Raw genomic sequence first — 12,768 nt, forward strand, 5'->3', positions numbered from 1 at the left:
AGCGTGAGCAGCACCTGGTTGTCGATCCGCGTCGACCTCGTATCCGGTCGCGCCGATGAGTTGTGGCCCCGACCGGGACGGATCTTCGCTGCCGCCCGCAGCCACACGTTCAACCAGCTCGCCACGGCGATCGATGACGCGTTCGCCCGCTGGGACCGCTCGCATCTGCACCAGTTCTACCTCGCCGACGGTCCCCGGATTGGTGACCCGGAGTGGGCTGACGACGTCGACGACGAGGTCCTCGACGGGGCACGGCTGACCCTCGGTCGGCTCAAGGCGGGCGATCAGTTCGTCTACGAGTTCGACCTCGGTGACAGCTGGCTGCACCTGTGCACCGTCGCCCCGCGGCGCATCGACCCGGCCGAGCAGCTCGGCATCGTCCCGACCCGGCCGTTGCCCTACTGGGGCTGGGGATCCATCCCCGACCAGTACGGCCGAGCCTGGGACGGGGACGACGGCGAAGACCCCACGCCCAAGAACACCAAGGGTGTCGACCTACCCAGCATCGGACCATGGCAGCGGTGAGAATTGAGCGGGGGTTACCTCCACGCACGCGGTGTGCTTCTTGTCGGCATCGCAGACGGCCAAATCGCTGCCGAGAGTGCCCTAGTCGCGCGTCAGACCTTGTGGGACCCAACCGGACCTCGGTAACACCTATCGTCCCAAGTCAGGAGGGCATTCACGACCGGCCGATGGTCACGACGGCATAAGCGGCCCAGGGGGTCATCGACGTGATCACGACGTCTTCACGGTGAGCCCGAAGACGCTATCAACGGTTCGCGCAGGCATGTACCAGCCACGCGAAGCATCGGACGTGAGCCTCGCCTCGACCATCCCAACAGCGATGGTCGATGAACTGCCGCTCGTTGCTTCCACAGGCCCTCCGCTGTCGCCAGCGCTGAATGCCGCCTGTGACCACGTCTGAAACGCGGACACGAGGCCAGTAATCGTCTGCCCGTCGTATGACACGCTCTGCCCGGTCGCCGAGATCCTGACACTACAGACCTCACGGTCAGTTGCGCCATCGGTACACAAGAGTGTTCCAACGGTGTCGGTGGAGGACACACCGGTCACGTGCCGCTGGGTTGAAGTCGGGTCGGACCACACGTAGCCCGAGGACGACGCGAAGATGAGTTCGCCGTCCATGTTCCCGCTGAACTGACGCACACCCACGCTTCCGACGGAGTTGCCGCCGTTTGTCCATGCGCCCGCTCCGCAGTGGCCGGCAGTCGGAACCACCGACGATCCCGCTCGGCTTGCGGAAAACCATGAAGTACAAGAACCAGACCCTTGATCAATCTTGTCGCCACCGAACCATGGGGCGGAGTCATTTGTGCGGCCAGCGCTTCCAGACGCATTTTGACTGCTCGCGTCCACCGTCACTGCGTCTCCGTAGCGAGCCGTGATAAGTGCGGCGTTGGCTGGGGAGTAGTTCGACAAGTGGACGACAACGGTGTTTGACGTGATGTCCGGCCCCCAACTTGACAGCACGATTCCTTCGGTCTTGAGTCGTGATTGATCCGTGTCAATCTGTCCCGTGATGCTGGCCATTTGGGCGAGGGTTCGCTTCACGAGGCGAACAACCACTGGAACTCGTCCGTCTGCTGGAGCGCCAGGAGCGGAAGTGAGCAGATTCGCCGCGACACCAGCCGATGCTGCTATGGCCTCGCTTACCTGTGTCGTCGGCGGGCCCACATGGTCAAGCTCGACACCGGTGTTTGTGATCTGAATTCCGGCAAACCCGGCCTCGCCCTGAACCTTCTCTGTGAGCGCCTCCGCGACGGCGCGCGCAGCGAAATTCAAGGAGTCACTTGTTGAGTAGTCCGGGCTGATCGACATGGCGTCCGCTGGCGCAACCCAAAGTCCGGAGCCAACGACCACGCCGAGCGCGGCGATCGATCCCCAAGAGCCCATCCACCTGCGCGTCATCCTTGGTCGCAACACTGTGCCCCCCTCAATGTGGCGGCGCCAGTCCACGAAGCAGGCGTCACCGTGGCGCGCCACCACGCGAGGTTGTCGATCGGCGGCTTCCCACGCTGGACCGCTGGTGGTGCTTGTCGTCAACGCTAGCGCCAGGTAACGTCGACCCGCAAGAGCCAATTCGGGACTCGACGTTGTCGCCATCTCGCGCGATGGGCGGCTGGGTATTGACGGCGAGGCCGGGCGTTCGCTCGCAGCCGTTCAGCTGTTTCGTAGACGGGCGGGGGTACATGGGGCGCTCATGGGGCCGAACGGCCATAGTCTTCTCAGTTGTGTTGGTCTTCCTCGCCGCGGGGATTGCGATCTATCGTCAGGTGAGCGAGAACAGCACGATCGCACGTTTCCCGCAAGGCGCGGTGATCGACCCGCAGAAAGCGGGCGATGTCCCAGAATGGGCATCGAGGCTCCCCGCGCCCACCGCTGTGCGGATCATAAGTCCCGGAAAGCGATCCGACCTGATAAGCATGCCATGGCGATTTGTTTCTATCGACAGTGGCGCAACGTCTCTGAATGTTCTGTACGTCGCCGGAGATGGAAGCTGCATTACACCGGTGGGATTTGAAGTCGAGGAGACCGCGTCGTACGTCGAGGTTTGGGCATGGAGTAGGTCAAATGGGGCACTCGCGTGCGGCGGCGGCGCGGTGCGTGCGGCGGGTATCGTGAATTTGCCGGAGCCAATTGGCACTCGAGCCCTGATTCATGCGCAAGTAGATCCAGCATGGAGAAGCCCCGGTTTTCTCGCAGACTAGTCTGGCGCACCCGAGATGACCTGCGGTGTTCGGCCTAAAGCGTGGCGAACACAGAATGATGAGGCTCGCCTGGCGGAACGACCGCGCCCTGACAGCACTGGGCAAGGCCCTCCGCGAACTGGAAGGAAGTGTCTCACCAACTCCGTGCGGCAGCGTCGCCGATAGTCGCTGTTATCGTCACAGCGCCGGGGATTCTTGGGGGAGACTTGTCGGGCGCCGCGCTTACGTCGCCCGGGCACGTACCGGCAGACGCACTCCGGCTGCGTCCATGAGATGAACCGCGTTCCGTAAGCCGTTGGGTTGCCCGGGAGGACGGGGTATGGCTGAGTGCTGATCGCCCCTGGCGGATTGGCCGCCCGGTCTTGCGGGGCGCCTCGGCGGCTGATTGAGATGCGCGGTTCGGTCGCTGTTGACAGATCTGTCGGCGGCGAGCCCTTCGGGCCACGAAGTTGATACCAGGGCGGATGAGCAGGAGATGCACCAGCGGCAAGGCCCGCGCGGGAGGGCGGGTGTCGATGTCGGAAGGGGGCACAGCTGAGTGTGCCTGATCAACGAGGCGGGCACGAAAGTGTGGTCGTCCAGGGTCGTCCAGGGTCGTCCAGGGTCGTCAGCGACGAGAGCGCCATTCTCGAACTGATCGGTGGGGTGCTCGCCCGCGCCCAACTTCGCCCGGCCGAGGCGCCCTGGTGCTGCTGGCCGGGTAGTAGACCCCGGCACGTACCGGAAACCCGTGCCCGCAAACTCGGCCACGCCTATCTGGACCTGGACATAGGCCACCGCGAGACAGCGCCTCTGGCCCTCGACCGGGTCGAAGGCAGGCGCCGGACTGGAACCGGCGAACCCGCCGGCCTGCCAATCCCGTTCTTCCGCAAGCCCCGTGCTCCTGAGACAATCGAGAGCACACTCGCCGATCCGATGGACGACAGACCTGGTCGGGCAATCTCGGGATAACGGGTCGAACACGTGGACAACCTTGAAGCCGCGCAATTCGCGCCGTGTGACGGACTCCTGGTCGCCTGTCGGTGACGGCTCGAGCCGTTGCGACTCGGTCGCCGGTGGAGGTGGAGTCTGACTGTCGGCGGTGTTGCCGGGTGCGGGGCGGTAGACGCAGGGGGCGAGGATGGCGATGCCGTGCTCGCCCTTCAGGACGCGCCGCCCGAGAGCATTCCAGGTGCGGATTCCTGCGACGCGGGTGGCGTCAGGTCGCTGGACGGCGATGAGCAGGACGTTCGACGGTGAGTAGTCCGGGAACCGTGCGGCGACCTGAAGCATTCGCATCCACGCCTCGGAGGATGCGAGGTCCTCCACCGCGCTGACGAGCTTGTCGTGCAGGGCAGCGAGCCGTTCCTCCGGTGTGGGCCAGTCTGTGCGTGTGGTGGTCATGGTCGTTCACCGGCCGTTCGTGGTGGGTGGGGTGACGGCGGAGGCTTGGAGGGTGCCGCGGCAGATGGGGTCGGACCAGCCGAGGTACCCGGCGCCGCGCACGAATCCGGCGTTGATCTGGGCGAGGGAGATCAGGTAGACCCCGCCGTGGTTGCCGGTGGCGGAGTCGAAGACCTCGTTGGAGGTGACCAGGGTCTTGGCCGGGTCACAGCCCGGATCGGCCTGCACGACGACTGAGGTGTGCCCGAAGGGGCGCCCGGTGGCCCAGAACACGAACGACCCCAGGGGCGGGCAGGTGTCGCCGGGGTGGGCGTGGCCGGTCAGGAGCATGGCGTCCCAGTGCGCCGCGGCGGAGGTGTACCCGGAGTTGGTGTACCCGTAGGCGCGGCAGGCGAGCTTGTCGCACAACCCGGCCCACCCGGAGGTGACTCCAACGTAAGACAGCGCGGTCTGCACCGCGGTGGCCGTCTCGGCGGGTGTGCCGGGTGGGATGACGATGTCCCCGCTGGTGCCCAGGCCCGGCAGGCACCCTGGTCCCGCGGCTGATGGCGATGGGCCCGGGTCGGCCGCGGGGCTCGCGGCAGGCCAGCTCGTCGCGACCGGGCCCAGGGGTTCGCTCTGGGCGCCGGTCTGGTCGGGGGCCGACCACGCGGCCACGCGCTGATCGACGGCGGTGATGAACCGGGCGGTGACGTCGGGGATCGCCGGGTAGGTGGCCAGCCGGGATTCCCCGGCGTTGTGGGCGATGATCAGCGCGTCCAGGACCGGAAGCCGGGAGGACGCCCAGTCGGGGTGGGTGGTACGGATCGCCCTGACGGTGTTCAGCCGGTTGCACAGGTACTGTCCGGCGACGTGGGCGTGGATGTCGGGGTCTTTGACGTCCCAGATGCCGTTGTTGTTCAGGTCCGCCGACCACGGGTGAGCGTAGGTGGCGGCCCAGATGCTGGCGTTGAGCTGGAACAGCCCCCAGGTGCCACCGTTGGTGTCGTTGGCATATGCGTCGGGGCGGAATCCGGACTCTTGGGCCATGACGGCGGCGATCCACGTCTCGGGCAGGTCCGGGCACGCGGCCTTCGTCTCGCCCACCCACACCCGTGCGGCCGCGGGCACCGGTGCGGCCTGGGACAGGGCCCCGCCTGCGGAGGACTCGATGCAGGCCACCGCGGGGCCGCCCACGTTCAGGGCCGCCAGGACCGCGATGACCGGCACCGCCAGGAACCCGAGCCCGCTCGCGGCCAGGAGTGCCTTCATCATCGAAGCCCACCGCCGGTCGCCATATCGCTTGGCGCGGCACCCCTGGCGGCGGCTGCGGTGGCCGCCTCGACGGCCGCCTGCCCGGCGATCAGGGCTTGGGCGTCGGGTCGGTCGGGCCAGGGGCGCAGGTCGATGACCACGGGTCGGGTCTGGCGCAGCAGCAGGACCGCGGTACCGAACGGAAGGGTCCGCAGCACCGAGGGCGGCATGACCGGGACCATGCGTATCGAGGTGGACGTGGACTTCTCGCCGCCGCGCCCGCGGTTGCGGGTTTCGGTGAGCTCGTCGATCTCCCCGAGCAGTCGGGCGACGTCGTCCAGGTCCCGGTACTTCGCCAGACCACCCAGGATGATCTTGACGGTGGCGGCGTCCCAGATGGCGTCGGCGGCGTGCTCTCCCCACCGGTTGCGGGCCTGTGCCAGAGACTGCAGCACCGCCAGGGTGGTGATCCCGGTGCCCCCTCCTTCGGCCATCAGCTGCGGCAGGGACGGTAGCGGGGTGAGGTTGGCGATCTCGTCGAGCGCCAGCAGCAACGGCGGGTCCAACCGGGCGCCGGGGGAGCGGGCGGCCAGGGCCCGGGCGGTCTCGGTGATGTCCTCGACGAACGCGGCCACCAGCGGGGCACACGACCCGGACGTGACGGCCGCGGCGAGCAGGTACAGGGTCCCGGACTCACGCAAGAACCGTGCCGGGTCGAACGTGTCGCGCGGTCCGGGGTCCACGGAGTCCAGGACGTCGGGGTCGGCAAGGGCCGCCAGGGACTGGCGGACCCCTAGCCACACGGAGTCCCGGGTCCGCGGGTCGGCGTGGACCGCAGCCTCCAACGCATCCGCCCACCCCGACGCGGCACGCGAGTCCCGGTTCAGGATGGTCACGGCGTCTTCGGCGAGCACCGGGTTCAACGACCACCGGTACAGGTCCACCGCACCTCGCCCGTCCAGGGCGGCGGCGTGCAGCAGGCACCGCAGGGCAGTCTCGGTCTGCCCGGCCCAGAAGTCCGAGTCCGACACGGTCCGCCCGAACCCGACCCCCGCGGCCAGGCCCCTGGCCCGGACCAGGGCGGTGCGCGGGGTCTCACACCCGCGCACCGGGGACCAGCGCAACCCGCCGGGCAGCCCGGCCAGTCGTTGGGGGTCGAAGATCGCCACCGGGCCGTGAACCTGCCGGGCGGCCATGGTCACCGCGAGGGTGTCGGGGCGCGTGGAGGTGGCCACGACGGGGCCGGGGGCGTCCAGGACCCAGGGGATCACCACGTGCAGGCCCTTGCCCATCCGGGGCGGGCCAACCAGCAGGACGGAGTCCTCCACCGAGCACCACAACTCGCGGCCACCGGCACGCCCGAGCAAGAACCCAACATCACCCGCCGCAGCGCCACCACCAGCGGAGGGCCGCACGACGTCGGCGCGGTGTAGCAGTGCCTTGCGTCCGGCGGCTTTCTGCGCCTCCGCCGGGGACGCCAGGCCCGGCAGGGACCGCAGCCGGCTGCTCGTGGATGTCCCATCCCCGGTGAGCGTGGACTTCAGGTGAAGCGCGAGGACGACGACACCGACCACCGCGGCGATCACCACCACCGTCGCGGCCCAGTAGGCGACGGGTCCCGGGAGCTGGCTGGGTACGGGCCACGCCGCCGCGGGGTCGGAGACCGCGCCGAGTGCCCGCAGTGCGGCCAGCGGCCCGCCGTCGGGCACACCCCGGCCGGTGACCAGGCACGCGAGTGCGGCACCGCACCACAGCACGATCCCGAACCCGATCACGGCGCCGCCGGCGATCAGTGCCCAATCGGTCAGATCGGGTGCTGGCGAGGATCCCGGGCCGGGGCCCTGGCGGGAGGGTCGCCGTGGTGCGGGGCTCATTCGGCCACCGGCCCGTCGCGCCGGCCGCCCTGCGGGGTGGAGGGGTCGATGGCGGGGTTGCGCATGATTGACAGGTTCGAGCGGGGTGGTTGGCCGATCTGGTCGGGCAGTGCGGTGGCAGTTTGGGACATCGACTGGATGAGGGCTGTGGCGGTGTCGAGCAACTCGAGGACGTGGGTGGCCGGGTTCGCTGCTCCGGTTCGCAGCACCTGGGCGCCGTTGTGGGCGAGCAGGCGTAGGTGGTCGGCTGCGACGACCTGTCGCAGGTGCCCGGGGACGGAGCAGACCTCCGCTTCGATCGCTGTGCGCATGGCGTCCAGGGAGGGTGCGGTGTGGGTCCGGGCGGCGACCAGCAGTACCGAGGTGGCCAGCGAGACGTCGTCGATGGCGCCCCCGCGGCCTGCGATCTCGCCCAGGGCGGTGTAGACGGTGGCCCAGGCCCGGTTGGTCAGCTGGCCGGGTCTGAGCCACCCCAGGGTGGGGGCGATGGCGGTGGGGTGGGAGGCCAGGCACGCGACCAGGCGGGCCTCGTTGGCTCGGGCGCCCTCGGTGTCAGGCGCGGGTGCGTGGGCCAGGGACTTGTCTGCGGCGCGGCGTAGTTCCAGGTCGCAGGCGCCGGCCTTGAGCTGGGTGGGCAGGTGGTCGGTCAGGTGAGCGTTGGGGTGACCGTTGGCGTCGGCCCACCGCTCGCCGGCGATCAGGAACCCTGCACCGGCGATGCGCAGAAGTGCCCGAAGGGGGCGGGCCTCCAGGTGGGTGGCGGCGCCCACTGCGGCGGCTTCGATCAGGACGCCTTGTCCGGCGATCTCGCGGCGGATGCCGAACTCGGCGACGGTGCGTGCGTGGGGTCGGGGGTCGGGGTCCTTCGGGACGGCCTGGAGCAGGTCGTGGATGCGGGGGATGTCGGCCAGGCGTGGTTCGTAGCGGCGCAGCATGTGGTCGGCAAGCTCGATCGGGCCCAGGACGACGCCGTGGGTGTGGGCCTCGCGCAGGGTGACCCAGACCTGGCGGTGCCAGGGGTCGGCGAAGTCGGGTCCGCGGACCCAGGCGTTGACGTCGGGGAAGTGGGCGGGTTCCAGCAGCAGTCCGCCGAGGGTGGCTTGCTCGGCCAGGTGTGCGACGTCATCGGTGCGGATCATGACTGGACCTCCCCAGGGTGTCCGGTGGTGGGATTGGTGCGCATGGCGGTGTCGGTGTCGAAGACGTCGGCCTCGTCGGGGTGAAGGCGGTGGTGCACGACGTGGGATCGTCCCGGCAGTTTCCACAGGCCGGTGCCGCGTGGCAGGGCGGTCAGCAGGCTGCGTTCGGTGGAGGTCAGACCCAGGGCGGTGGCGGTGGCAGTGAGCTGGTCGGGTTCTTGGCGGTAGATGACCCGGGTGGAGCAGTCGGCCAGCAGTCCTTGGGCCAGGGCGCGCGCCTCAGAGCCGGTGGCGCCGACGGCGTCCAGGTCACTCAAGCGGTGCAGGATCAGGAGGTTCGCGGTGCCGTAGGCGCGGGAGAGCTTCCACTGGGCTTGCATGCGCCGCACCAGTGGCGCCGAGCGCAGCACCCGCCATGCCTCGTCGTAGATGATCCAGCGCGGCCCTGCCTCGGGCGTGGACTCGGTCGCGGCGGTCTCGAGCCACGCCGACGCGCAGGTCATCGCCAGGGTCAGGGCATCGTCGCTGGCACCCAACCGGGACAGGTCCAGGACCACCATGGGTGCGCCCGGGTCCAGGTGCTGGGTGGAGGGGCCGTCGAACATCCCGGCCAGGTCACCGCGGATCAGCCGGCGCAGCCCGTGGATCAGGTCGCCACCATCTGCGGCCCGGGCGCTCGCCGTGGCACCGTCACGCATCGACAATCCCGGATCGGGTGCCAGCAGTGCGTCGACGACGGCGGGGATGGTCGGTAGGGCGCCGCGGGTGCCGGTCTCGGCGGTGGTCAGGGCCGCGTCCAGGGCGCTGTGCTCGGCGGGCCGCAGTCCGCGCCCCAGGGTGGTCTCGGCCAGGGACGTCAGCAGTCGCAGCCGGTCGCCGTGGGCCACGGCCGGGTTCGTGCCGGTCGAATCGAGCGGGTTGATCCGGGCTGGAAGGCCGGGGCCAAGGCGCACGACGACCCCGCCGACCGCGTCGGCGACCGGGGCCCACTCCCCCTTGGGGTCTCCCGGGACGTACACGCGGCGCCCGGCGGCGATGGACCGCACGGCCAGTGACTTGGCCAGGGCGGACTTGCCCTGGCCGATGACCCCGGCCAGGACCATGTTCGGGTTCGTCACGATGCCCGCGGCGTACAGGGCCCATGGGTCGAAGCTGAACGGCTCCCCGGTCAGGGCATCGGTCCCGACGTAGGTGCCGACCTCGAGTGCGGGTGGGGTCAAGAACGGGTACGCACCGGCCAAGGTGGCCGACGATGCCTGATGCGCTGGCAGGCGCAGCGGCGCCCACGAAGTGAACCGGCCCGGCGTGCCGCGAAACCGCGTTCGCGGGCCGCCGCCGGGCACTCCCGGGTCGTGGGGCCGGTTCACAGCAGTCCCCGCGCGAGTGGCAGCGCCCCGGTGGCGTGGGCCAGGCCCTGTTGACCGACCAGGCGCCGGATCTCGCACATGGCCTGCGCGGCAGCGGCCTCGGTGGCGGCGCACGCCGCGGCGAGGTCGTCGGTGTTGGTTGCGGTGACAGTCACCAGCCCCGTGAAGCGCAGGTCCCCGTGCCCGGCGATGAGGTCCTGCTCGCGGCGGGCCAGCTCGGCGTCCTCGGCGCGAGCGGCCTCGTCCTGGACCTGGCCGATGCGGGCACGTTGTGCGGCATCGGCGGCGTGCTCGGCCTTGGTACGGCGGATCTCGAGCAGCGCCTTCGCCGTGGGCAGGGGCTCGGCGATCAGGGTGAAGGTGCGCCGGGTCCCAGGCGCCAGGAGCAGGGGTTGCAGGAACGCGGGGTGCACGTCGCTGCGCGGCCACTGGGTGATCCAGTACACGGCGTGCACGGCGCTATCGGTGCGCACATGGTCCCAGTGCTCGCTCACACCCATCGGCCCCAGAAGCGAACCGGTCCCGCCCAGGTCGCCGGCCCGGGCGGCGCCGCCCGGGTCATAGCTGGCGCGCAGCACCGAACCCAAACGGTCCGGAGTGACCCAGCCGTCGACGTGCAGCTCAGCGGCTTTGAGCCCATCGACCAGGGCGCCCAGGTGCTGCTCGATCGCCGCGCCCCCCGCCGGGCCCAGTGCTCGGCCGCGCCCGTGTGGGGGGCGAAGGGCGACCGCGAGCAGGGTTTGCTGGTGGTCGCCGGTCGATTCGGCGTCGGCGACGAGGTCGGCCAGGACCCGGGCCGCCCACGGGGCACCGGCCATCGCGTTGTTCGCCCACCAGCCCCGGACCGAGCCTCCACCGGGCAGCGACCGGTGCACCACTTGCAGGCGCACGATGGCCGATTGTTGGCACAGCGACCCCAGGACCCTGCCCCAGGATGCGACCTGGCCGTTCTGCGCGGCGGCGTCCTGCAGCACGAACCCCGCACCGGACACCCGCAGCACGGCGCACACGACCCCAGTTCGCCGATCGTGGATCAGGGCTGCACCCAAGGACGGGGCTTCGGTCACGGTCAGTTGTCCCGCGATCCCCGGTATTCGCAGGACTCCGGGGTCTGGCAGGGCCCGGGTGCTGGTCACGGCCGTGGTCTGCCCGAGCAGGCGGCGCGCCCGCCACTGTCCGACCAGCGGCAGCCACTGGATGACCGGTCTTCCTCGGACGCTGGCTGTGGCCGCAACGGCCAGGGGCACCCACAGGCCGGCGCCGGCGACCAGGCCGCCCATCCCGGCCGAGTAGACGCCTGCGACAGCAATCACCATGGCGATGGTCAACACCGCGAGCTGGGCGGCGCCCAGGCCCAGCAGGATCCCGCGGCGCTCCAGTTGCCCGAACCGGGCGGTCGCGGTCTCCACGGTCGGGGTGGTCATGACCGGCCACCCGCACCAGGGCGCGGCGCTGTCACGCGAGCCGGAGCCGGGCGCAGCGCCGGTGCACCGGCGCCGGAACCAGTGGCCTTGGTGCCTGCCGTAGTTGCGGTCTTGCCCGCAGCGGCGGCCGCACCGGCCCCGCCCAGGATCGTGGAGGTGACGGCCTGCTGGGCGGCGTAGCGGGTCTGGGTCCCGGCACCGCGGGCCCCGCGCAGGATCGGGTTGGCGGCAACCGCGGAGTTCATCACCGTGGCGGCTTCCATCCCGGACCAGTGCACGAAACGCCACGTCAACCACGGGGCGAACACCGCGATGGTCAACAGCAGCAACCCGACCAGGGCGTTGGACAAGGTTTCGGTGATCCCCGGAGTGGAACCTGCGGTGGGCTGGGCGGTGACGGGTCCGGTCCCGGTGAACGCGGAGGCGCCCACGACGAACACCACCACGATGACGACCTTGCAGAACACCAACGCGGCCACGATCTCCAGCCACCGCCGGGTCCACACGCGGGTCTGGTCCCACGCCGACCCGGCGAACGCGACCGGTGCGAACACCGCGATCAGCACCAGGGCGGCCTTGCGGAACAGCAGCACCCCCCACAGCAGCAAGAACCCCGCCGTCAGGGCCAGACCGATCAGGATCTGCAACGCCGGGGACAGCCCGGACAACAGGGCGGCGAACGCGAAGAACTCCCCGGCCGCCACGACGACCGGGACCCCGGCGGCCGCGGCGATGTAGGCGCAGACCTCGTCCACCGCGGTCAACGCCAGCTGGGTCAGGGCCAGAGCCACCCCCGCACCCAGCAGGGCCTTGGCGACCCCGACCACCGCGCGCACCAGGCCGCCCGGCTCGCGGCGCAGCACCGAGCCGATCACCTGCACCACGAACAACCCGACCAGCACCGGCAGGGTGATCGCGGCAATCACCGCGACGTTCGCCCGAAACCACGACGCCGTCAGGTCGATCGACGTCGTGGAGTCCAGGGCGCCCACGGCCATCTGCCCAACCTGGGCGGCGGCCCTGATGAACGCCGCACCGAGGCCGCCCAGCACGTAGTCCGAGGCCGTGGCCGACGCGGACCCGGCGGCGTTGCTCGTCAGGTCACAGACGAACGAAACCGGCCCCGGGCACGCTGCGAGCACGAGGGTGCCCATGTCAGATCCCCGCACCCAGACCGGAGAAGAACGCCACGATCGCGTTCGCCCCACCGATCAACAGCGCCCCACCGGCCGCCACCATGACGCCCGTCTTGCCCGACGCCGCGTACTGGTAGTTCCCCTGGTGATGGCCCAGCGCCCACACGATGACCGAGACCACCAGGCCCGCCACGCACGCAACCAGGCCCCACGTCAGCAACGCCCCCACGATCGACCTCACGACCGGCAGACCCGGCAGACCGGTCTGGTTCGGACTGATCCCCGGATCGGCCGCTGGAATCACTGTCCATATCCGTGAGACGAACATGTGCCGCACCTCCCCACTGGTAGGTGGGAGGTCGCCCTCTTAGCGACTTCCTCTACCAGCAGGTGTGCAGCGCACGGGCAGAACATCGGGTTCGATGGCGAACAGATTTTGGGATCCGTCGCCGCGGCAGGACCACACGACCGGCCGCTCCCGGG

Annotated in this window: 10 protein-coding genes; 1 reads left to right on the forward strand and 9 read right to left on the reverse strand. The window is 70.0% G+C overall.

Features of this window, described 5'->3' with window-relative positions; translation table 11 throughout:
- The first annotated feature begins 3 nt into the window (after nt 1–3).
- Nucleotides 4–525 (forward strand): plasmid pRiA4b ORF-3 family protein, encoded by a 522-nt coding sequence (locus LJB74_RS06365; protein ID WP_259307742.1) that lies wholly within the window; start codon nt 4–6, stop codon nt 523–525.
- A 210-nt stretch (nt 526–735) separates the two neighbouring features.
- On the opposite strand, the gene LJB74_RS06370 is transcribed toward LJB74_RS06365, so the two are convergent.
- The 9 genes from LJB74_RS06370 to LJB74_RS06410 all read right to left on the reverse strand — a co-directional run bounded on the left by LJB74_RS06370 (nt 736) and on the right by LJB74_RS06410 (nt 12,613).
- On the reverse strand, nt 736–1,914 hold the full coding sequence (locus LJB74_RS06370; RefSeq protein WP_259307743.1) for a S1 family peptidase: 1,179 nt from the start codon (nt 1,912–1,914) through the stop codon (nt 736–738).
- A 1,037-nt stretch (nt 1,915–2,951) separates the two neighbouring features.
- Complete coding sequence (locus LJB74_RS06375) at nt 2,952–4,112, reverse strand: ArdC family protein (RefSeq protein WP_259307744.1); 1,161 nt, start codon at nt 4,110–4,112, stop codon at nt 2,952–2,954.
- Between the two features lie 6 nt (nt 4,113–4,118).
- On the reverse strand, nt 4,119–5,363 hold the full coding sequence (locus LJB74_RS06380; protein WP_259307745.1) for a lytic transglycosylase domain-containing protein: 1,245 nt from the start codon (nt 5,361–5,363) through the stop codon (nt 4,119–4,121).
- A complete protein-coding gene (locus tag LJB74_RS06385) occupies nt 5,363–7,219 on the reverse strand; it encodes a type IV secretory system conjugative DNA transfer family protein (protein ID WP_259307746.1) in 1,857 nt (618 codons plus the stop codon). Before LJB74_RS06385 ends, LJB74_RS06380 begins: the two co-directional genes overlap by 1 nt.
- On the reverse strand, nt 7,216–8,358 hold the full coding sequence (locus LJB74_RS06390; protein ID WP_259307747.1) for a DnaB-like helicase N-terminal domain-containing protein: 1,143 nt from the start codon (nt 8,356–8,358) through the stop codon (nt 7,216–7,218). The genes LJB74_RS06385 and LJB74_RS06390 overlap by 4 nt, the downstream gene beginning before the upstream one ends.
- Nucleotides 8,355–9,599 (reverse strand): ATP-binding protein, encoded by a 1,245-nt coding sequence (locus LJB74_RS06395; RefSeq protein WP_259307748.1) that lies wholly within the window; start codon nt 9,597–9,599, stop codon nt 8,355–8,357. The genes LJB74_RS06390 and LJB74_RS06395 overlap by 4 nt, the downstream gene beginning before the upstream one ends.
- A gap of 122 nt (nt 9,600–9,721) precedes the next feature.
- The gene (locus LJB74_RS06400) at nt 9,722–11,149 is read right to left on the reverse strand and encodes an SCO6880 family protein (RefSeq protein ID WP_259307749.1); all 1,428 of its coding nucleotides are present in this window, start codon (nt 11,147–11,149) and stop codon (nt 9,722–9,724) included.
- Nucleotides 11,146–12,303 carry a hypothetical protein gene (locus tag LJB74_RS06405; RefSeq protein WP_259307750.1) on the reverse strand — a complete coding sequence of 386 codons (1,158 nt, stop codon included), beginning with the start codon at nt 12,301–12,303 and terminating at the stop codon, nt 11,146–11,148. Before LJB74_RS06405 ends, LJB74_RS06400 begins: the two co-directional genes overlap by 4 nt.
- A 1-nt stretch (nt 12,304) precedes the next feature.
- Nucleotides 12,305–12,613, reverse strand: coding sequence for a DUF6112 family protein (locus LJB74_RS06410; protein WP_259307751.1), 309 nt, complete (start codon nt 12,611–12,613; stop codon nt 12,305–12,307).
- Between the last annotated feature and the right edge of the window lie 155 nt (nt 12,614–12,768).

Origin of the sequence: Cellulomonas sp. P24 (genome assembly GCF_024704385.1) — a bacterium.
In the GTDB taxonomy this organism is placed as follows: Bacteria; Actinomycetota; Actinomycetes; order Actinomycetales; family Cellulomonadaceae; genus JAJDFX01.